General features: G+C 68.4%; 15 protein-coding genes and 1 riboswitch. Of the genes, 9 read left to right on the top strand and 6 right to left on the bottom strand.

Translation table 11 applies throughout. The features are described 5' to 3' along the window. Nucleotides 1-321: 321 nt before the first annotated feature. The 3 genes from MIC98_RS15495 (at nucleotide 322) to MIC98_RS15505 (ending at nucleotide 6,773) form a co-directional block, all read left to right on the top strand. The gene (locus MIC98_RS15495) at nucleotides 322-1,317 is read left to right on the top strand and encodes a glucokinase (protein WP_239738208.1); all 996 of its coding nucleotides are present in this window, start codon (nucleotides 322-324) and stop codon (nucleotides 1,315-1,317) included. Between the two features lie 115 nt (nucleotides 1,318-1,432). Continuing rightward, the gene (locus tag MIC98_RS15500) at nucleotides 1,433-4,225 is read left to right on the top strand and encodes a TonB-dependent receptor (protein WP_239737761.1); all 2,793 of its coding nucleotides are present in this window, start codon (nucleotides 1,433-1,435) and stop codon (nucleotides 4,223-4,225) included. A 211-nt stretch (nucleotides 4,226-4,436) separates the two neighbouring features. Beyond that, nucleotides 4,437-6,773 (top strand): family 20 glycosylhydrolase, encoded by a 2,337-nt coding sequence (locus MIC98_RS15505; RefSeq protein WP_239737762.1) that lies wholly within the window; start codon nucleotides 4,437-4,439, stop codon nucleotides 6,771-6,773. 84 nt (nucleotides 6,774-6,857) lie between these two features. Here the strand turns inward: MIC98_RS15505 and MIC98_RS15510 are convergent, their stop codons facing one another. Then, nucleotides 6,858-7,241, bottom strand: coding sequence for a VanZ family protein (locus MIC98_RS15510; RefSeq protein WP_239737763.1), 384 nt, complete (start codon nucleotides 7,239-7,241; stop codon nucleotides 6,858-6,860). Nucleotides 7,242-7,261: 20 nt separating this feature from the next. Next, nucleotides 7,262-8,446, bottom strand: a complete 1,185-nt coding sequence (locus tag MIC98_RS15515) for an SAM-dependent methyltransferase (protein WP_239737764.1) — start codon at nucleotides 8,444-8,446, stop codon at nucleotides 7,262-7,264. A gap of 54 nt (nucleotides 8,447-8,500) precedes the next feature. Between MIC98_RS15515 and MIC98_RS15520 the strand changes: the two genes are divergently transcribed. Next, complete coding sequence (locus tag MIC98_RS15520; protein WP_239737765.1) at nucleotides 8,501-9,238, top strand: pteridine reductase; 738 nt, start codon at nucleotides 8,501-8,503, stop codon at nucleotides 9,236-9,238. Nucleotides 9,239-9,385: 147 nt separating this feature from the next. Here the strand turns inward: MIC98_RS15520 and ppc are convergent, their stop codons facing one another. After that, nucleotides 9,386-12,097: a phosphoenolpyruvate carboxylase gene (gene ppc / locus MIC98_RS15525; protein ID WP_239737766.1), complete on the bottom strand. Its 2,712-nt coding sequence runs from the start codon at nucleotides 12,095-12,097 to the stop codon at nucleotides 9,386-9,388. 437 nt (nucleotides 12,098-12,534) lie between these two features. Then, nucleotides 12,535-15,042, bottom strand: coding sequence for a prolyl oligopeptidase family serine peptidase (locus MIC98_RS15530; RefSeq protein WP_239737767.1), 2,508 nt, complete (start codon nucleotides 15,040-15,042; stop codon nucleotides 12,535-12,537). Nucleotides 15,043-15,140: 98 nt separating this feature from the next. After that, a riboswitch (S-adenosyl-L-homocysteine riboswitch) is annotated at nucleotides 15,141-15,232 on the top strand. Between the two features lie 33 nt (nucleotides 15,233-15,265). Between MIC98_RS15530 and ahcY the strand changes: the two genes are divergently transcribed. After that, complete coding sequence (gene ahcY / locus MIC98_RS15535; protein WP_239737768.1) at nucleotides 15,266-16,735, top strand: adenosylhomocysteinase; 1,470 nt, start codon at nucleotides 15,266-15,268, stop codon at nucleotides 16,733-16,735. A gap of 164 nt (nucleotides 16,736-16,899) precedes the next feature. Then, entirely contained in the window at nucleotides 16,900-17,484 is a 585-nt protein-coding gene (locus tag MIC98_RS15540; protein WP_239737769.1) for a YdeI/OmpD-associated family protein, read from the top strand. Between the two features lie 104 nt (nucleotides 17,485-17,588). Here the strand turns inward: MIC98_RS15540 and MIC98_RS15545 are convergent, their stop codons facing one another. Continuing rightward, a complete protein-coding gene (locus tag MIC98_RS15545; RefSeq protein WP_057640671.1) occupies nucleotides 17,589-18,143 on the bottom strand; it encodes a DUF3228 family protein in 555 nt (184 codons plus the stop codon). Nucleotides 18,144-18,249: 106 nt separating this feature from the next. Here MIC98_RS15545 and grxB point away from each other — a divergent pair, with 106 nt between their 5' ends. The 3 genes from grxB to MIC98_RS15560 all read left to right on the top strand — a co-directional run bounded on the left by grxB (nucleotide 18,250) and on the right by MIC98_RS15560 (nucleotide 20,619). Further along, the gene (gene grxB, locus MIC98_RS15550; protein WP_239737770.1) at nucleotides 18,250-18,888 is read left to right on the top strand and encodes a glutaredoxin 2; all 639 of its coding nucleotides are present in this window, start codon (nucleotides 18,250-18,252) and stop codon (nucleotides 18,886-18,888) included. Between the two features lie 163 nt (nucleotides 18,889-19,051). After that, the gene (gene metF, locus MIC98_RS15555; protein WP_057640668.1) at nucleotides 19,052-19,882 is read left to right on the top strand and encodes a methylenetetrahydrofolate reductase [NAD(P)H]; all 831 of its coding nucleotides are present in this window, start codon (nucleotides 19,052-19,054) and stop codon (nucleotides 19,880-19,882) included. Nucleotides 19,883-20,046: 164 nt separating this feature from the next. Next, nucleotides 20,047-20,619 carry a DUF4124 domain-containing protein gene (locus MIC98_RS15560; RefSeq protein WP_239737771.1) on the top strand — a complete coding sequence of 191 codons (573 nt, stop codon included), beginning with the start codon at nucleotides 20,047-20,049 and terminating at the stop codon, nucleotides 20,617-20,619. On the opposite strand, the gene MIC98_RS15565 is transcribed toward MIC98_RS15560, so the two are convergent. Then, nucleotides 20,609-21,562, bottom strand: coding sequence for a Nudix family hydrolase (locus tag MIC98_RS15565; protein WP_239737772.1), 954 nt, complete (start codon nucleotides 21,560-21,562; stop codon nucleotides 20,609-20,611). The two genes, MIC98_RS15560 and MIC98_RS15565, sit on opposite strands and share 11 nt — an antisense overlap. Nucleotides 21,563-21,741 lie beyond the last annotated feature (179 nt).

The raw sequence follows: 21,741 nt of genomic DNA on the forward strand, positions 1-21,741 counted from the left end.
ACAAGGATTCCCCCAAGGCCACCGGAAACGGTGGCCTTGGCGTGTCCGGAGCCGGTATTGCGACCGATGTTGCGATGCGAAAAATTTTCATGAAACAACCTGAAAACCGATGCAAGACAGGCATCCCATCCCCATCGATTTCGCATGGAACAAATTTTCCCTTCTGCAACACCGGATACACCCGACATTACGCACTGAAACCATTCTGAAAATTTTTTGCATGACAGCTTGACATCGTTGTCACACCCCCCGACACTCCAGCCATCACGGCACCACGCAGTGCCGCGCATCCATCGGGGAAAACCAGTGACCGCCAGCATCATGCCCGCCCATGCTCCCTCCACGTCGGCCGCGCAACTGATCGCCGCCGACGTGGGCGGCACGCATGTGCGCGTGGGCTTGATCCGGACGGGCCTCGACGGAAGCGACGCCATCGAGGTGCTCGCCTACCGCAAGTACCGCTGCGCCGACCATCCCGGCCTCGATGCGATCCTCGCCGACTTCGGCAGCCACAACCCGCCAGTGGCCGAATGCGTCATCGCCACCGCCGGCTATGCGCAGGACGACGGCACCGTCATTTCCATCAACCTGCCGTGGCCGCTCTCCACGCAGCGCATTCGCGATGCGCTGGGCTTTCGTGCCGTGCACGTGGTCAATGATTTCGAGGCCGTCGCCCACGCCGCCACGCACATGGACGACAGCCAGGTACTGCAATTGGCCGGGCCTGCCGAAGCCACACCCGGGCCGGTCCTGATCGTTGGCCCCGGCACCGGCCTCGGTGCTGCGGTGTGGATTCCGGCCGACAAGCGCAACGTCGTGCTCGCCACCGAAGCCGGACAGGCCGCGCTCGCCCCGACCACCGAGTTGGAGATCGCCGTGCTGCAGCACCTGCTGCACGAACGCGCCCATGTCTCCATGGAACAGATCCTTTCAGGCCCCGGCCTGCTCAAGCTCTATCGCGCACTGTGTGCGATACGCGGCGCCACGCCCTCGCATGCCACGCCCGATGCAGTCAGCGCCGCCGCCTGCGATGGCGGCGATGCGCCGGCCCGCGAAGCCCTTTCGCTGTTCTGCGATTTCCTCGGCTCGGCGATCGGCGACATGGCGCTGTTCTATGGCGCGCAGCGCGTCTACTTGGCCGGAGGCTTCCTGCCGCGCTTCGGCCCCTTCATCCAGAACAGCCGCTTCGTCGAGCGCTTCCTCAACAAGGGGCCGATGGCGCAGGCGCTGCAACGCATTCCCGTGAAGCTCGTCGAACACGGGCAACTGGGCGTCATCGGCGCCACCCTCTGGTACCAGGGCCGGAGGAACGACTGACCCGGCCATCCATCGCCGTGCCGGCAACCCAGCGCCGCGCACGGTCCCACCCCCGCAACAGGCAAGGCAATCCCGGCTCACCCCGGACATTCCGTCAATGATGAGGAGAGACATCATGAGGTACCGCAAGTCCGTACTATCCGCTGCCATCGTCACCTGTCTGAGCTTCTCGGCCCATGCGCAGGAAGCCGCGCAAGGCGCGCAAGCCACCGACCTGGACACCATCGTCGTCACCGGCATCCGCGCCAGCCTGCGGCAGGCACTGGATACCAAGCGCGACGCCGACGCCATCGTCGACGTGGTCACCGCCGAGGACGTGGGCAAGTTCCCGGCCACCAACGTCGCCGAGGCCATCACCATCATCCCCGGTGTGACCATCGACAAGGCATTCGGCCAGGGCGAGAAGGTCAGCATCCTCGGCACCGACCCGGCGCTGAACCGCACCGTGCTCAACGGCCAGACCGTGGCCTCGGCCGACTGGTTCATCACCGACCAGCCGGGCCGCACCTTCAACTACTCGCTGCTGGCACCGCAACTGGTCAGCAAGGTCGAGGTGTACAAGTCGCCGGAAGCATGGCTGGACGAAGGCTCCATCGGCGGCACCGTCAACATCTCCACCCGCAAGCCGCTTGACCTGGAAGGCACCACCATCTCCGGCGCGGTCAGCTACCTCTACAACGACCGCATCAAGAGCGGTGACCCGTCCATCTCGGCACTGCTCGGCTGGAAGAACCAGGCCAGCAACTTCGGCCTGATCGTGTCGGCGCAGCGTTCGGAAGAAAACATCCGCCGCGACGGCATCGAATCCTACGGCACCGTGACCGGCAAGGACTACATCGACGGCGCCGGCGGCGGCGGCTCGATCAACAACCTGCCCATCGACTGGTCGTTGCCGGCCGACGACGAAGGCAACTGGCAGACCAAGCCCGCCTCCTGTCAGGGCGGCTGCGCGGACACCCTGCTGGCCAACCCGGATGCGGTCGGCCCGAACTCGGTCAGCGCCCACTACTTCGAACAGGAGCGCAAGCGCGACACCCTGTCGCTGTCCCTGCAGTTCAAGCCGCACGACAAGCTGGACATCGAGTTCAACGCGCTCGACGTCAAGGCCGGCTACGACAACATCAGCCACTCCATGTTCGCCTTCAACGGCAACGCCTACAACGGCCTGATGAAGATGACCGACCTCACCGTCGACGGCGGCGTCATCACCAAGGCCGATTTCCAGAACGCGCTGGTGGTCTACGACCTGATCAACCGCCAGGCCACGGTGGATACCGACTCCTACGACCTGAAGGCCAAGTGGAACGACGAGCGTTGGTTCGCCTCGGTCCACGCCGGCACCTCCAAGGCCACTGGTGGCACCGGCCGCCAGGTCTATGGCGAGTTCCTGAACTGGTCCGACTACAGCTACGACATCAGTGGCAAGCGCAGCCTGACCTTCCACGGCAACAATCCGTTCCTCGACCCGTCCGCCTTCCAGATCGACGGCGGCTGGGCCGGCGCTTCGGGCAGCCCGGACAACAGCGACTGGAACCCGGGCTGGGGCGGCAACATCGTGTTCAAGCCCACCGTGGACAAGGAGAGGTACGCGCAAGCGGACTTCGGCATCCGGCTGGATTCGCCGGTCTACCAGATCCGCTTCGGTGCCAAGCGCCGCGAACACGAAACCGCACAGCGCATGGGCGGCGTCTCGCTGGCCTCCGTTGCCGGTTACGGCGATGCCAGGGCCAGCGACTTCTCCCCGCGCCCGCTGCCGGGCAACTACCTCGACGGCTTCAGCAACACCGGCGACCTGAGCAAGCGCTTCACCATTGACGGCTGGCAGTTGGCCGACTACATCCTCGGCGGCAACTGGCTGGCGCCGTGGCAGACCATGCCCGAGCCGAGCACGTTCAACGACCCGTCGTTCGCGGCCAATACCTGGACCATCAAGGAGGATGTGACCTCCGCCTATCTGCAGGCCGACTTCAGCGCCAACCGCCTGCGCGGCAACTTCGGCGTGCGCTTCGTGCAGACCGAGTCGGACAGCATGGGCTGGGCCTGCACGGTCAACCAAAGCCCCTGCCCGGCCACCGACTATGCGGCCACCAGCACCAAGAAGAAGTACAACAACGTCCTGCCGAACGTGAACGCGGCGTTCGACCTCAACGACCAGTGGGTGCTGCGCGGTTCGGCGGCCAAGGTCATCTCCCGCCCGAACTATGGCGACATGTCCAGCTACCTGTGGCTGGGCGACCAGACCCTGACCGGCGGTGGCGGCAACCCGGACCTGGATCCGTATGAATCCACCAACTACGACTTCTCGGCCGAGTGGTACTTCAGCCGGAACTCGATCCTGGCCGCCACGATGTTCTACAAGAAGGTGGACAACTACATCCTGGTCACCACCCGCGAGGAAACCCACTACAACCAGAACCAGAGCAAGGACACCGTCTTCAACGTCTCGCGTCCGAACAACGCGGGCAGCGCGGACGTGAAGGGTGTTTCGCTGGCGTTCCAGACCAGCCTCGACAGCGGTTTCGGCCTGCTGGCCAACTACACCTATGCCGAAGCCAAGGCCGACAACGGCGACTTCCTGCCGTACAACTCCAAGAACCAGCTGAACATCAGCCCGTTCTTCGAGAACGACCGCTGGAGCGCGCGCGTGACCTACTCGTGGCGTTCGAAGTACTACACCAACGTGGATCGCGGCAACTATCTGGTCACCGACGACTATGCCTCGCTCGATGCCAGCCTCAACTACAAGATCACCGACAACCTGAGCCTGGGGCTGGACGGCATGAACCTGCTGGACAGCGAGTACTACTCCTATGCAGAGGTCAAGGGCGTGGCCAACACCGACAAACTGGTGCGCGGCGCATACCGTACCGGCCGTCGCCTGATGGCTTCGCTGCGCTTCCAGTTCTGACCCTGTCCCACCGCAACACGTTTCACGCTGTTTTTCTCCTCCAACGGGCCTGGGAATTCCAGGCCCGTTTTTTTGAAACCACGAAATCCCCTGTATCCCCTGTAGGAGCGACGCAAGTCGCGATGAAGCTTTCCCGGCAATGCCCCATCGCGACTTGCGTAGTTCCTGCACGTTCCTGCACACACCCCGCACGCCACCACGAGAACCCACCATGATCCGACACCGACGCCCCGCCACCGTCCTTGCCGCCGCGCTGTTCGCCTCGCTGGTGACGCTCGGCGGCTGTACCGGCAATGACCCAACCGCCAGCACCGCGCAGGTGCAAACCGCGGAAGTCAGCGGCGCGCCGTTGATACCGCGCCCGGTTTCGCTGCAACTCGGCGAAGGCCGCTACACCGTCGACAACGCCACCGGCATCCATGCGCAGGGCGAGGCCGCAGGCCGCGTGGCGGCGCAGTTCATCGAACTGCTGGGCAGGACCACGCCGCTGCAACTGAAAACCACCGATGGCGCCGGCGGCATCAACTTCCGCCTCGTCGAAGCCGCCGACGGCGCATCGCCGGAAGCCTACGTGCTGGACATCGGCAACGACGGCATCAGCATCGAAGCCGGCGACGAGCGCGGCCTGTTCTACGGCGCAATGTCGCTGTGGCAGCTGCTGGCCGGGCAGCAGGCCGGTGCGGTGTCGTTGCCGGCCATGCACGTCGAGGATGCACCACGCTTCGGCTGGCGCGGGCTGATGCTGGATTCTGCGCGCCACTTCTGGAGCGTGGAGCAGGTCAAGTCGATGATCGACGCAATGGCCGTGCACAAGCTCAACACCTTCCACTGGCACCTCACCGACGACCAAGGCTGGCGCATCGAGATCAAGCGCTACCCCAAGCTCACCGAAATCGGCGGCTGCCGCGTGCCGCAGGGTGATGCAGGACGCAAGGCCGATGGCTCGCCGAACCTGTACTGCGGCCATTACACGCAGCAACAGATCCGCGACGTGGTGGCCTACGCCGCCGCGCGCCACATCACCATCGTCCCCGAGATCGACGTGCCCGGCCATGCGCAGGCGGCGGTGGCGGCGTATCCCGAACATGGCGTGGTCGATGGCCCGACCGAGCCGTCGCACAACTGGGGCGTGAACCCCTACCTGTTCAACCCGAGCGAGGAAACGCTGCAATTCCTCGAAGGCATCCTCACCGAAGTGATCGACCTGTTCCCCGGTGCCTACATCCACATCGGCGGCGACGAGGCGGTGAAGTACCAGTGGCAGGCCTCGGCGCAAGTGCAGGCGCTGATTCGCGAACTCGGCCTGAAGGACGAGGAGGCGATGCAGTCGTACATGCTCAAGCGGCTGGAGACGTTCCTCGAAGCGCACGACCGCAAGCTGCTCGGCTGGGACGAGATCATCGAGGGCGGGTTGCCGCCGCAGGCCACGGTGATGTCCTGGCGCGGCACCGAGGGCGGCATCGAGGCGGCCACCCACGGGCATGACGTGGTGATGGCGCCGGGCCACACGCTGTACCTGGACTTCCTGCAAACCGACCTGCCGGACGAACCGCCGGGCCGGCCGAAGTTCACCCCGATGCAGAAGATCCACGCCTTCGACCCGGTGCCGGAACAGCTCACGCCCGAGCAGCGCAAGCACGTGCTCGGCGTGCAGGCCAATGTATGGACCGAACACATGCGCCTGTTCGAGCGCGTGCAGCACAACGTGTTCCCGCGCATGGCGGCGCTGGCCGAAATCGCGTGGTCGCCGGTCGAGGGCAAGGATTACGACGAATTCCTCACCCGTCTGCCGGCGCAGTTGCAGCGCTACAAGGCACTGGGCATCCCGTATGCGCAGACCGCGCTGTCGGTGGCGATGCAGCGCCGGGACGACCGCGCCAACGGCACGGTGACGGCCGAATTGTCCAACCCGATGGGCTATGCCGACATCCGCTATACCACCGACGGCAGCGCGCCCACCGCGCAATCGCCGGCCTACGATGGCCCATTGACCCTGCCGGTGCCGACCACGCTGAAGGCCGCCGCCTTCTTCGACGGCAGGCCGCTGGCCGACGCCGCCAGCAGCTGGACGCTGGATGCTGCCTCGCTGCTGAGCCGCAACGACAAGACGCTGGCGCAATGCCCGCAGGGCGGCCGGCTGCTGCTGCGGCTGGAGGACGACAACCCGCTCGACGGCCCGCGCGAGAACTTCGACGTGAGCATCTTCAACCCGTGCTGGCTGTGGGAGAACGCGCAGTTGCAGGACGTGGCCAGCATCCACGTCCGCGCCGGGCGCCTGCCCTACAACTTCGGCCTGCTGCGCGAGGAAGAAGCCAGGCGCGGTTTCCGCAAGCCGGTCGCCGCGCATGGCGAGTTCGAGGTGCGCGACGGCTGCGAAGGCCCGGTGCTGGCCTCGGTGCCGCTGCCGGAGGCGCCGGGCACGGATGGATTCATCGAGCTGGAAGCGCCGTTGCATGCGCCGGCCAACGACGTCGCCAACCTGTGCATGACCTTCAGCGGCGATACCCGGCCGCAGATGTGGGTGTTGAAGCAGGTGACGCTGCAATAACCCGTAGCAGCGGGGCTTGCCCCGCTGTGCTTCATCGGGAAAGCCACGTGCCGGGCAAGCCCGGCACCTACGAGGGTTGCCTCGTCATCGGCGCGGCTGCAAGCGCAGCAACAGATCGCGCAGCGGCGTGAACGCCGTCATCAGGCCAACCGACACACCCACCGTGTTGGCCAGCGCATCGAGCGGATCGGCGCTGCGGGTTTCAGTCAACGCGCCCTGCGCGAACTCGATGCACACGCCCATCGCCACCAGCGCCACGCCCACGGCCAGCAGCACGCGGCCGCGGCGGAACAGCTGCACCGCACCGGCGGCCAACAGGAAGTAGGCGGCGAAGTGTTCCAGCTTGTCGCTGTTTTCCGGCAATGGCGGCAGTGGCGGCGGCGGAACCAGGCACACCACGATCACCGCCAGCACCGCCAATGCCCACAACGCGGCCCATAGCCGGGGGTGCCGCAGCGGCTTGAACATTCCGTTCACAAGCCCACCGCTCACAGGCGCCAGGTCAAATCGCCCATCGCGAACGCGGCCGACAGGTCCACGTCGCGGCTGAAGCCCATCACCTGGAAACGCTCGCCCATCTCGGTCGGCAGGGTCAGGCGCTTGAACTGCTCGCGCAGGCGCACGCGCCCGACTTCGTCGGTGTGCTCGTCGGCGGCCTCCAACAACTCGGCAATGCCGTTGCCGAGCAGGAACCCGGCCTGGTGGCCATAACCGGCCAGCTCGAAGCCGGCGCCGGTGCCAGCCTCGGCCAGCGCGGTGAAATCCACCGAGGCGGTGATGTCCTGCAGGCCCGGCCACCGGTACACGTCGTTGTGCACGCGGTGACGGTAGAACGCACGCACGGTGCCGTCGCTGCGGTCGTCCTGGTAGAACTCGTCGCGCACGTAGCCGTAATCGACGAACAGCATCGCGCCGCGGCGCAGGCCGCCGGCCACTGCCTGTATCCAGTACGGCAGCTGCGGCAGCAGTTCCGAACGATAGCCGTTGGCGAACGGGCGTTCGAGGTAACGCTCGACATGGCGCACCGCCGCGTGCAGCAGCATGTCCGCCGGTTGCGCACCGCGCACGAATCGGCCTTCGCCGTCGAGCTCGACCGTTTCCTCGTACACCTCGCCTTCGTCGATGAAGAAGCGCGGCGTCGGCAGCGCGTCGATCACCTCGTTGGCGAACAGCACGCCGTCCCATTCGTCGTCGAACGGGCGGTCCAGCCATTCCACACGGGCGAACAGCGCCGGTTCCAGCGCTTCGCGCAGGCGTTGGCGCTGGCGCTGGCGCAGGTCGGCGCTGGGTTCGAGGATCGCGTAGCGCGCCGGCGCCGCGTCCAGTTCGGCCAGCCGCTTCAGCGCGGCCTCGGCGAAGGCGCCGCTGCCGCCGCCCAGTTCCAGCACGCGCGCCTGCGCGCCGAGTTCGCGCAGTACCGGGGCCAGCGCGTTGGCGGTGGTCGCGGCGAACAGCGTGCCCAGCTCCGGCGCGGTGACGAAATCGCCGGTGGCACCGAACTTGCTGGCGCCGGCGCTGTAATAGCCCCAGCCCGGCGCGTACAGCACCAGCTCCATGAAGCGCGAGAACGGCATCGCGCCGCCCTGCGCCATGATCTCCGCGCGCAGGTGCGCGGCCAGCTGCTCGCTGTGGGCCAGCGCGTCGGGTTCGGGCAGGGGCAGGTCGGAATGCATGGGACGGCGATTTGCGGGGACAATGCACAGGATAGCCGAGCGAGGAAACCACAGATGACCGACCCGCAACGTGTAGCCCTGGTAACCGGCAGCGCGCGCCGCATCGGCGCGGCCATCGCCCGCCACCTGCATGCGCACGGCTACCGGCTGGCGCTGCACGCGCACCACTCCGGCGAGGAACTGCAGGCGCTGGCCTTCGACCTGGAAAGCGAGCGCCCCGGCAGCGTGCTGGCGGTGCAGGCCGACCTGCGCGAGCCGCAGGCGCTGCCGGACCTGGTCGAACAGGTGGTGGCGCACTTCGGCCAGCTCGACGCGCTGGTCAACAATGCCTCCAACTTCTTCCCCACGCCGTTCGGGCAGGTGACGACGGCGCAGTGGGACGAGCTGTTCGCGGTCAACGCGCGCGCGCCGTTCTTCCTCGCCCAGGCCGCCGCCCCGTACCTGCGCAGCCAGCGCGGGGCCATCGTCAACCTGACCGACGTGCATGCCACCCGGCCGCTGCACCAGCACCCGGCCTATTCGGCGGCGAAGGCGGCGCTGGAGATGACCACGCGCACGCTGGCGCTGGAACTGGCCCCGCACGTGCGGGTCAATGCCGTGGCGCCGGGCGCGATCCTGTGGCCGGAACAGGGCAAGAGCGAGCCGGACAAGCGCAGGCTGATGGAGCGCACCCCGCTGGCGCGCACCGGCACCCCGCACGAGATCGCCGCGGCGGTGCGCTGGCTGCTCGACGACGCCGGCTACGTCACCGGGCAGACGCTGTGGCTGGATGGCGGGCGGATGCTGACCTGAACCTGCCTCGCGGGAGCCTGCCTTCGCGCACGATGGGGCTATTCGTGGATGCCTCTGCGCCACGTAGGTACCGGGCTTGCCCGGTACGGGCTTTATCGGGAATGCCCCATGCGGGGCAAGCCCCGCATCTACGGGCGCTCCCGCGTCTCACCCGGTGTTCTGCACACCCTGCGAGACGCCGTTGACGCAGGCCACCAGCGCGCGCAGCAGCGCCTCGTCCTCGCGGCCGCTCTGGCGCCAGCGGCGCAGCAGGTCCACCTGCAGGGTGCTGATCGGGTCGATGTAGGGGTTGCGCAGGCGGATCGACAGCGCCAGCCGCGGGTCGTGCTCCAGCAGTTCCTGCTGGCCGCTCAGGCGCTTGACCCAATGCGCGGTCAGCGCCAGTTCGTCGCGAATCAGCGGGAAGAAGCGCTCGTGCAGCGGCCCGGCCAGCGTCGAGAACTGTTCGGCGATGTCGATGTCGCCCTTGCTCAACACCATCGCCATGTCGTCGAGGAAGGTGGCGAAGAACGGCCAGTCGTGCGCCATTTCCAGCAGCGTGTCCTCGTGACCGGCGGCAGCGGCGGCCTGCAGGCCACTGCCGACGCCGAACCAGCCGGGGATCACCGCGCGCGCCTGGCTCCACGCGAATACCCACGGGATCGCGCGCAGGTTGGACAGCGCAGCGTTCTGGCCGAGCCGGCGCGAGGGCCGCGAACCCAGCGTCATCCGCTCGATCACGTCGATCGGCGTGGCCTGCCGGAAGTAGTCCATGAACTGCGGATCGCCGACGAAGGCGCGGTAGGTACGCGAACTCTCGCTGGCGACGATGTCCATCACCGGCTTCCAGCGCGCCTCGCGCGGCTCCGGCGCGCGCGGGCGCAGGCTGGCGCGCAGCACCGCGCCGGCGGCCTGCTCCAGCGAGCGCAGCGCCAGCGCGCGGATGCCGTACTTGCGGTGGATCACCTCGCCCTGCTCGGTCACCCGCAGGCGGCCGCCGATGCTGCCGCGCGGCGAGGCATCGACCGCATGCGTGGTCTTGGTGCCGCCGCGGCTGAGCGAGCCGCCGCGGCCATGGAAGAAACTCAGCCGCACGCGCTGTTCGCTGGCGGCGTTGAGCAGTTCCACCTGCGCCTGCTGCAGGCCCCAGCGCGAGGCGGCGATGCCGCCGTCCTTGCCGCTGTCCGAATAGCCCAGCATCACCATCTGCACGTCGCCGCGCGCGCGCAGGTGGGCGCGGTAGACCGGGTCGGCCAGCAGGTCGCGCAGGGTGGCGGTGCCACGGCGCAGGTCGTCCACGGTTTCGAACAGCGGCGCGATGTCCAGCGGCACCGCGCCCTGCGCATCGGCCAGGCCGCCGCGGCGCGCCAACGCCAGCACCGCCAGCACGTCGCCGCGGTCGTGCGCCATCGAGATGATGTAGGTGCCCAGCGCATCGGTGCCGTGGCGGCGGCGCGCGTCGGCCAGCGCGGCGAACGCCTTGTCCAGGCGCTGGCCGGTTTCGTCGTTGCCGGGCGGCAGCGCGGCCTCGCCGGCCGCGTAGGGCGACAGCGTGCCGGCGCGCGCTTCGTCGTCGAGCGCATCGAATGCCTCCTGCCCACCCAGCACCTCGGCCAGCGCGCGCGAATGCACGCTCGACTCCTGGCGCACGTCCAGCCGCGCCAGGTGGAAGCCGAAGGTGCGTACCCGCCACAGCAGCCGGCGCACCGAGAACCAGCCGGCATGCCTGCCCTTGTTCGCCTCCAGGCTGTCGAGGATCAGCTGGATGTCGCCGATGAACTCCTCCGGCGAGGCATACGCGCCCGGCGCGTCGTCCAGCGTGGCCTGCAGCCGCGCGCGCATGCGGTCGTTGAGCAGGCGGTAGGGCATGTCGGCGTGGCGCGGGCGCGACTGCACCTGCGGCAGCAGCTGCCGGTATTCCTCGACGCGCGCGCGCACCGCATCGCTGACGCCGATCAGCTCGGTGGACTGGCTGAGCAGGCTGGCGAGCTTGAGCAGGTCCTTCAGGTACAGCTCCAGCACCGCGTTGCGCTGCGCGTCCAGGGTGGCGGTGATGGTGCCGGCGTCGACGTTGGGGTTGCCGTCCATGTCGCCGCCCACCCAGGTGCCGAAGCGCACCAGCCGCGGCAGCGGCAGGGTGCGGCCCCAGGTGTCGAGCAGCGCCTGTTCCAGCGATTCGTAGAACACCGGCATCACCCGGTACAGCACCCGGGCGAGGTAGAAGCCGACGTGCTCGCGCTCGTCGTCCACCGTGGGGCGCACCGGCGAGGAGTCGGCGGTCTGCCACGAGGCGGTGAGCGCCATGCGGAAGCGCGCGGCATCGGCGGCCTGTTCGCCCGGCGTGCGCTGGCCGTCGAGGTTGTCCACCAGCGCGGCCACCATCAGCTGCTCTTTTTCCAGCAGCGCGCGGCGCACCGCTTCGGTCGGGTGCGCGGTGAACACCGGCTCGATGTCGATGCGCGGCAGCCACTGCGCCAGTTCTTCCAGCGTCACGCCCTGCGCCTTGAGCTGCTGCAGCGCGTCCTGCAGCCCTTCCGGCTGCGGGCGCTTGGTGCCGGCGCGCTGGTAGTCGCGGCGGCGGCGGATGCGGTGCACGCGCTCGGCGATGTTGACCACCTGGAAATAGGTGCTGAACGCGCGCACCAGCACTTCGGCCTGGCGCGGCGCACGCCCGGCCAACTGCTCGCTCAGCGTGGACAGCGGGCCCTGGCTTTCGCGGCGCGCGATGGCAGCGGTGCGCACGTCTTCCACTTCATCGAGGAAGGCCGGTGCGACCTGTTCGGAAATGAGCTCGCCGACCATCGTGCCGAGGCGACGCACATCGTCGCGCAGGGGCAGGTCGGGGGTGGCGAAGACGACGCTGCTGCGGTACTCGTTCATCCGGAATGCCGAACCTCGGGGAGGAAGCATTCAAGCCTAACCGAAAAAATCACCGGTTTTTGCAGTGCATCAAACCTGAAACAGTTGCATCTGCATGTTGTCCGGTCGCTGTCCGGAGGGACACGAAAACGGGGCGCGAGCGCCCCGTGGTGGACAGGCGATGACGCCATGACGCCGTAGATGCGGGGCTTGCCCCGCATGGAGCCTTGCCGGGAAACCCCCGTGCCGAGCAAGCCCGGCACCTACGGGTTGCATTGTGTGCGGCGGTGCGCCGCGCCGATGGGTTTCCCGCAACCGGATCGGTAATGCCGACCAACGGTCGGCACCCACCCCGACGGTGCTGCCCAACCTGTCTCCGGTAGTGCCGGTCGCAGGCCGGCAACCTCGCATTTCCCGACATCAGGCAGATGCCGGCCAGCGGCCGGCACTACCTGCCATCAACGGCGCCTGCTCTCCTTCGCCGGTGCGGCCAGCCAGCGGTCAAGCCAGTCCTCGCTTTCGGCGAGCATGGTCATGATCGATTCGCGCGCGCGGTAGCCGTGCGATTCGTTCGGCAGCATCACCAGCCGCGCGGTGCCGCCCAGGCCCTTGACCGCGGCGAACATGCGCTCGCTCTGCATCGGGAAGGTGCCGGAGTTGTTGTCGTCCACGCCGTGGATGAACAGGATCGGGTCCTTGATGTCGCCGGCGTAATTGAACGGCGACATCTTCAGGTAGGTGTCCTGCGCCTGCCAGTAGTTGCGTTCCTCGGCCTGGAAGCCGAACGGGGTGAGCGTGCGGTTGTATGCGCCCGAACGCGCGATGCCGGCCTGGAACAGGCGCGTGTGCGCCAGCAGGTTGGCGGTCATGAACGCGCCATAGGAATGCCCACCGACGGCGATGCGCCCGCGCTCGCCGACGCCACGCCGCACCACTTCGTCCACCGCTGCCTGCGCACTGGCGACCAGTTGTTCGATGTAGGTGTCGTTGGGCTCGACGTCGCCCTCGCCGATGATCGGCATGCTCGGGTTGTTGAGCACCACGTAGCCCTTGGCGAGGAACGCCTGCGGCCCCCAGTAGCTGATCGCGTTGAAGCGGTGCGGCGAGCCGGTGACCTGGCTGGCGTCGTCGGCCGACTTGAACTCGGCCGGGTAGGCCCACATCAACACCGGCCGCGGGCCGTCCTTCTTCGGGTCGTAGCCGGGCGGCAGCAGCAGGTCGGCGGTGAGCTCGACGCCGTCGTTGCGCGCGTAGCGGATCTGTTCCTTCTTCACCCCGCGCAGCTGCGGCAGCGGATGCGCGAAATGGGTCAGTTCCACCGGTGCGGCATCGCCGCCGAGCGCGTGGGCATACAGGTTGGCCGGCACGTCGTTGGATTCGCGATAGGTAAGGATGCGCGCGTGCTCGCCTTCGATGATCGACAGCGGCACTTCGTAGTACGGCGCCTGCGAATGGAACAACCGTTCGCTGGCGCCGCTGGCCAGGTCGACGCGGTCGAGGAACGGGCGGTCGCCCTGCGGCGAGGCGCCGTCGCCGATGCGGTAGAAACTGCGGCCATCGGCGCTGAGCTGCAGGCGGGTGCGGCCGGCGGCGTCGCGCCGCAGCAGCGGTTCGCCCGGGTCGCCGTAGCGGTCGTCCTCCGAGCGCGCGTACAGCAGCACCGGCGCCTGCTCCGGGTGGTCCGGCGCGATCTTCCACTGCTTCACCTGGCGGCTCTTCCACCAGTATTCGTCCAGCAGCGCCAGCCCGTCGTCCGCCCAGGTGATGCCGGCATAGCGCGAACCCAGCTGCGCCAGCGTGACCGGTGGCTTCTCGAACGGCGCGGCCTGCATCAGCACCGCGTCGCGGATGGCCGCCTCGCGCGAGGGATCGCCGCCGTCCTGCGCTTCGGCCCAGACCAGCGTGGCCGGCGCGTCGGCGCGCCAGCCGATCGCGCGCACGCCGGTCGGCACCGCGTCGTTGCCGGTCGGCAGGCCCTCGACCAGCGGCAGCTTCGCCACCGTGTGCGCCACGCGGCCCTGCGCATCGAGCACCTCGATGCGGCGCGGGAAACGGTTCACCGGCACCGCGTAGGAGAACGGCCGCTCCACGCGCTGGCCGAGCAGGTAGTTGCCATCGGGCGAGGCCGACAGGCCCAAGTACAGGCCGGGGGCGCCGATGGGCGCGCTCTGGCCGTTGATCGCCACCCGCAGCGGCTGCGCCTTCAGGTAATGCTCGAACAGGCGTGCGTCGTCCTCGTTCTTCAGCAGGTCCTGCCAGGTACGCACCGCACGCACGCCCTGCCCGGCCACGGTTTCCTGCACCGCCGGCCCTGTGGGCACGCCATCGCCCGCCGGCGCCTCGCCCTGCCCGGCCGGGCGCTGCATCACCAGCAGCGCGTCGCCGCCCGGCAGCCAGGCATAGCCATCGGTGGCGATGCTGTTCAGCCGCTCGGCCAGCTTGCGTGCGCTGCCGGCGGCCACGTCCACCAGCCACAGCTCGTTGCGGCCGCTGGCCGGGTCGAGCTGGTTGAAGGCGAGGTAACGCTGGTCCGGCGACCATGCCAGCGACGCCACCGACAGCGGCTGCGGCAGGCCGCTGATCTGGCGTTCGGCGCCATCGACGGTGGAGATCAGCCACAGCTTGCTGCCGAAGGAGAAGCGGCTGTCGGAGAACGTCTTCGGATTGATCCGCAGTCCGGCCAGCTTCAGCTCCGGCGCGGCGACCTGGGCGACGGACGGCAGCGGCGGGGTCTGCAGCATCGCCGCCATGTCGCGCCGGGGCGAGAGGTGCAGGCTGGGCGCGCGCGGCGCATCCACCACCGCCTGCAACGCCGCCGACGGCAGCCGGTAACCCTGTCCGTCACTGGCGGCGGGCTGGGCCGCGGGCGTGGCCGCCAGCAACGGCGGCACCGCCAGCAGCAGGCCCGCGCACAGCAGCAGCGCCGCGGAAGCCCGCCGTGGGCGGCGGGAAGCGAACATCGTCATGGCAATCCTCTCCAATGGAATCAGCGGGTCACGTTAACAAGCTGCGCCCGCCGGCTCCCCTGCCTTTGGTTGGGCCGGGCCACGATATAATCGCCGGCCCGTACCGAGGGGCGCTGCGACTGTCAGGCGGTTCATGCCGCCCAATACAGCCAGGCTCGGACGGCTACCCACAGAACGGCGCCCGGCGAACACGAGTCCCCTCGTAACCACCGGAGCACACCGCATGAACACCCATGTTTTTTCGCAGGATGCCTTCTCGCAGGAAGGCGACTACAAGATCGCCGACATCTCGCTGGCCGACTGGGGCCGCAAGGAAATCGACATCGCCGAGCACGAGATGCCGGGCCTGATGTCGATCCGCCGCAAGTACGCCGCCGCCAAGCCGCTGGCCGGCGTGCGCGTGACCGGCTCGCTGCACATGACCATCCAGACCGCGGTGCTGATCGAGACGCTGAAGGACATCGGCGGCGACGTGCGCTGGGCCTCGTGCAACATCTTCTCGACCCAGGACCAGGCCGCGGCCGCCATCGCCGCCACCGGCACTCCCGTGTTCGCGTGGAAGGGCGAGACGCTGGAGGAATACTGGGACTGCACGCTGGAAGCACTGACCTTCAAGGCAAGCGATGGCACCCTGCTCGGTCCGGAACTGGTCGTCGACGACGGCGGCGACGTCACCCTGCTGATCCACAAGGGCTACGAGCTGGAGAATGGCAGCGACTGGGTGAACAGCGCCTCCGGCTCGCACGAAGAACAAGTCATCAAAAACCTGCTCAAGCGCGTGCATGCCGAGCGCCCCGGCTACTGGACCCGCGTGGTCAAGGACTGGAAGGGCGTCTCCGAAGAAACCACCACCGGCGTGCACCGCCTGTACCAGCTGGCCGAGGCCGGCACCCTGCTGGTGCCGGCGATCAACGTCAACGACTCGGTGACCAAGAGCAAGTTCGACAACCTGTACGGCTGCCGCGAATCGCTGGCCGACGGCCTCAAGCGCGCGATGGACGTGATGCTGGCCGGCAAGGTGGCCGTGGTCTGCGGCTACGGCGACGTCGGCAAGGGCAGCGCGCACTCGCTGCGTGCTTATGGCGCACGCGTGGTGGTCACCGAGATCGACCCGATCTGCGCGCTGCAGGCGGCGATGGAAGGCTTCGAGGTCAACACCATCGAATCCACGCTGGGTACCGGCGACATCTACGTCACCACCACCGGCAACAAGGACATCATCCGCATCGAGCACCTGAGCGCGATGAAGGACCAGGCCATCGTCTGCAACATCGGCCACTTCGACAACGAGATCCAGGTCGACGCGCTGGTGAAGTTCCCGGGCGTGCAGCACGTCAACATCAAGCCGCAGGTGGACAAGTACGTGTTCCCCCGTGCCGATGGACAGCCGGGCAACGCGATCTTCCTGCTGGCCGAAGGCCGGCTGGTGAACCTGGGCTGCGCCACCGGCCACCCCAGCTTCGTCATGTCCAACAGCTTCGCCAACCAGACCCTGGCGCAGATCGACCTGTGGGCCAACAAGGACAGCTACGAGGCCACCGTCTACCGCCTGCCGAAGAAGCTGGACGAGGAAGTGGCGCGCCTGCACCTGGAGAAGATCGGCGTGAAGCTGACCACGCTCACGCAGGAACAGGCCGACTACCTCGGCGTGCCGGTGGACGGCCCGTTCAAGCCGGAGCATTACCGCTACTGAGCGGCTTGCCGTTCGGCCGATGATTCGCGGAAACGGGTGCCGAAAGGCGCCCGTTTTCTTTTGCGTATTCCGCGAGCGGAATCGGATCGCAGCCGGCTTCGCGCGCGAAGATGTGCGAATCTTTCCGCGATCTCCGCAGACGCCGGACCCCTCGGACCGGGCCGATGACAAGCTCAGGCACACCGCGATCCAACAGGCACACGGGCACCAAGCCCGCCACTTCCCGTTTCAAGGCCAGGCTGCGCCGCCCGGCCAAACCGGACGGCGATGCGCCGTGGGCTTTCGTGGTCCTGCCCAGGGAAGCCAGCGACACGCTGCCAAGGCGCGGGCGTACCAGCATCGAAGGCACCCTCGACGGCCATGCCTTCCAGGCCACGCTGGAACCGGACGGCCAGCTGAGCCATTGGCTGCGTGTGGACGCGGCATTGCTCGACGCCGCGGGCGTGGCCATCGGCGACGACGTCACTCTCGAAATCCGGCCGGTGGCACGCGAGCCGGAGCCGGAACTGCCGCCCGACCTGCGCGCGGCGCTGGCGGCCGCACCCGAGGCCCGGGTAGCGTGGGAGGCCACCACCACCCTCGCGCGGGTGGACTGGATCCACTGGATCACCACTGCCAAACAGGCCAGGACCCGCGCGCAGCGCATCGCCAACGCCTGCGACATGCTGGCCGCCGGCAAGCGCCGGGTCTGCTGCTTCGATCCTTCCGGGTTCTACAGCAAAGCCTTCGCCGCGCCCGAAGAGGCATAGGCAGCGAAGCCCGACGCGACGCCCTCAATGGGGTAGGTCGGGGCTACGCCCCCGACGCCTCTGCGCCCGCATCGTCGTCCGTCGGGGGCATCGCCCCGACCTGCCTAGCGCCAGTTGGCATTGTTCTCCCAGAACTCCACCGCACCGCGGTAGGCGTCGCGGTCGATCGGCACGCCCGAACCGCCTTCCTCCACGCCCAGCGCATTGCGCAGCATCGTGATCGGCGCCATCGGGATTTCCTCCGGCGTCGCCGTGTAGAGGCAGCCGACCACGCCCCAGTCGGCGTCGATCGGCGAGCCTTCCTTCGCCAGCTGCTCGCGGCTGTAGAGGATGACGACCAGGTAGTCGGCCACCGGCGGCGCCACGCCCTCGAACCAGCGCACCAGCACCGGCAGTTCCTCGCGCGTGCGCGCCTCGTAGGCCGAGCGCAGCAGGTGGCGGTTGGCGTCGGTGACCGGCACCGTCAGGCAGCGCGTTGAAGTCCAGTTGCGGTGCACGTGCAGCTTGCAGAACGGCGCGTAGCCGTCGAGCACCTTCAACGGCGCATGTTCGTTGAGATGGCGCTCGAACTGCTCCGGCGTGCAGTCCTGGATGGTGTTGCCGCGCGGCGTGCGCGGGAACAGGCGGGTGCGGGCGAACGGGGTCAGGAAGATCGACATGGGCAGGTGCGTGCGTGGACCGGGGCGCATTGTCGCCGATGCCGCGGCCATGCCGGCGCCTGCCGAAAGCGGCGATCATGTCCGCCTGTCCACAACGAGCAACGCCATGGAACTCTTCATCTACGAACACTGCCCCTTCTGCTGCCGCGCGCTGATGATCGTCGGCCTCAAGCAGCTGGACGTGGACATCGGCATCATCATGGAAGGCGACGTGGAGACGCCCACGCGCATGGTCGGGCGCAAGGTGGTACCGATCCTGCGCAAGCCGGACGGCAGCCACATGCCCGAGAGCATGGACATCGTGCACTACCTCGACCAGTCCGTCGCGCCGGCCCTCGTCCAGCGCGGCGGCGACGACGCCATCGACGCCTGGGTCGAGCACGCGTGGCCGCTGATGCTGCGCCTGTGCGTGCCACGCTTCACCCGCGCCGACTTCCGCGAACTGGCCACGCCGGCCGCGCGCGAAGCATTCGTCGCCCGCGAAACCCGCGCCTTCGGCGATCTGCAGGCATTGCTGGACGACAGCGACAAGCTGCTTGATGAACTGCGCCCGCTGCTGGACGAGCTGGAGCCACTGCTCGCCACGCGCGGCGAGGCCATCGACGAAAGCGACTTCCGCCTGTTCCCGCTGCTGCGCTCGCTGACCATCGTCAAAGGCATCGGCTTCGGCGCCAACAGCCGGCGCTACCTCGACGCCATCAGCGCACGCTGCCGCGTCGCCCTGTTCGACGACAGGGCCGCCTGACCACGGCTTGTCCCCCTGCAGGAGCGACGTGAGTCGCGACCGGAGCTTTCCCGATAAAGCCCCGGTCGCGACTCACGTCGCGCCTACGGTCACGCCGGAAACATTTGCATATCTATCTTGATAAAGAGATATAATTCGCCGCGATTCCACATCCCCGCCCACCATGACCGCGCTCAGCTTCGAGTTCTACCCGCCCAAGACCGACGACCAGCGCGCGCAGCTCGACCGCGCCGCGAACAAGCTCAAGGTCCATGCCCCCGAATACGTGTCCTGCACCTTCGGCGCCGGCGGCTCGACGCTGAGCTACACCTCCGAGACCGTGCGCCACCTCAACCAGCACCACGGCTTCGAGGCCGCGCCGCACCTGTCCTGCGTCGGCGGCACCCGCGAGGAAATCCGCGAGCTGCTCAAGCTGTACCGCGCCATCGGCGTCAAGCGCATCGTCGCCCTGCGCGGCGACCTGCCCTCGGGCATGGGCTTCCCCGGCGACCTGCGCTATGCCTCGGAACTGATCGCCTTCATCCGCGCCGAGCATGGCGACGCCTTCCGCATCGAGGTCGGCGCCTACCCGGAGACGCACCCGCAGGCCGGCGACGCACTGGCCGATCTGCGCCACTTCAAGGCCAAGGTCGATGCCGGCGCCGACGCCGCCATCACCCAGTACTTCTACAACGCCGACGCCTATTTCCGCTTCGTCGACGACGTGCGCCGGCTGGGCGTGGACATACCGATCATCCCCGGCGTCATGCCGATCTCCAACTTCAGCCAGCTGCGGCGCTTTTCCGAGCAATGCGGCGCGGAAATCCCGCGCTGGATCGGCAAGCGCATGCAGGCCTACGGCGACGACGCCGAATCGGTGCGCGCCTTCGGTGCCGACGTGGTGGCCGCGCTGTGCGAGCGCCTGAGCGCTGGCGGCGCGCCCTCGCTGCACTTCTACACGCTCAACCTCGCCAAGCCGACCGGCGCGGTGCTGCAGCGCCTCGGCCGCGCTTGATCCACGGGCCGGGGACTTCGCTCCGGATGCATGGCACGTCGGGGACGTGACCCCGACCCACGCACTTGATTCCCGACCCTGCCGGTGGGTGCCGATCGTTGGTCGGCACACGATCGGGCGCCACTGGGGCACCCGGATGCGTCCTTGCACGCTAGTCTTGGCGGATGCGACGCTCCCTCCTCCTGCTGGCTTGTTGCGCCCTGGCTCCCGCCGCCCACGCGCAGCAGGTCAACCGCTGCACTGATGCCCAGGGGCGCACCGTGTATGGCGACCAGACCTGCGAAACGATGGGCGCGCGGGCGCGCCTGCCGCCGGATACCCGCGCCGCGGGCGGCAGCGGCCTGTACCGCGACAGCTGCGCGCGGCGCCTGAGCGAGGTGGTGACGCAGATCCGCGGCGCGGTGGAGGCGCGCGACGCCAACCGCCTGTCCGGCATCTACCTGTGGAACGGCCTGTCCAATGCCAGCGCCGCGCGGGTGATGGACCGGCTGGATGCCATCGTGCAACGCCCCCTCGTGGACATCGCCCCGGTGTATCCGGACGACCCGGCACTGGAACCGGTGGACGCACCCGGCACGGAGGCCCGCGGCGGCCCGATCTTCATCACCAACATGCCGGCCACGCCACCGCGGCCGGTCGCGCTGCGGCTGGAGCAGACGCTGGGCACCGGCCACGTGCCGGCGCGCACCGTGCTGAACCTGCGGCGCCAGTACAACTGTTTCTGGATCAGCCTGTAACCGGGTGCGGCCACAACGCACGGATCGCCGCCACGCCCTGCGCACCATGCCGGCGCGCGGCATCGACATCATCGGCGGCGAGGCCGCCGATGGCGTAGATCGGCAGGGCCACCTGCTCGCGCATCCGCTCGAATGCCTCCCAGCCCAAAGGCGCGGCGCCCGGATGGCTGGCAGTAGCCCGCACCGGGCCGAGCACGGCGAAATCACAGCCCAGCCGCTGCGCGGCCTGCAACTGCGCCAGATCGTGGCAGGACGCGGCGACCGGCACGCCGTCCGGCAGTGGGCGTCGTTCCAGTTGCAGCAGCTGTTCGCTGCCCAGGTGCACCCCCACCCCCAGCTCCCGTGCCAGTTCGATGTCGCGGTTGAGCAGCAGTTCGGCATGGCGCCCGACGCAGTCCACTGCGTCGTGCGCCAGGGCGATGCGCGCTTCGCTGCGCGGCGTGCGCAACTGCACGCGGCGGATGCCGCCTTCGACCGCGGCCTGCAGGCGTTCCAGCCAGGCGGCCGTTCCCGCGGCCGGTTCCGGCGTGACCAGGTAGCGGTCTGCCTGCATCAAGGCCGCCACCGCCGGCTGGTCGGCCGGCGGCATCGAATAGCGGGTCAGCTTCTCCGGCGCCACCCAGGTGATGGCCTGGCCCTCGCGGCCGCGGGCGTTGCCCTTCCACTGCCGCACGTGGCGCACCTCCAGCCGCAGGCGCTTGTCCGGGTACAGCTGCGGCACGTCCATCAACCATTCGCCGACCTCGGCCTCGATGCCGAGTTCCTCGTGCAGCTCCCGCGCCAGCGCCTGCTCGGAGGTTTCGCCCGGCTCGCGCTTGCCGCCGGGGAACTCCCACAACCCGGCCATGTCGCTGTCGCCGGTGCGGCGGTTGAGCAGGATGCGGCCACGCGCGTCGGTGATGACGGCGGCCACGACGTGGATCGAGCGCAACAGGGGTGTCATGGCACCGAGAATGCCGAAAATCCGGCGGCCAGCGCAATCTCCGGTGCCGGGTGTCGTAAAACCCTCCCCCCACCTGTGGCGCCCGACCGCTGGTCGGGCGGCAGCGCGCCTGGCGTGAACGGATGGATCAGTGCCGACCAACGGTCGGCACCCACCGGGAAATCCTGGCTCCGGGTAAT

It is taken from the genome of Stenotrophomonas sp. NLF4-10 (genome assembly GCF_022359915.1).
GTDB classification, from domain to species: Bacteria; Pseudomonadota; Gammaproteobacteria; order Xanthomonadales; family Xanthomonadaceae; genus Stenotrophomonas; species Stenotrophomonas daejeonensis.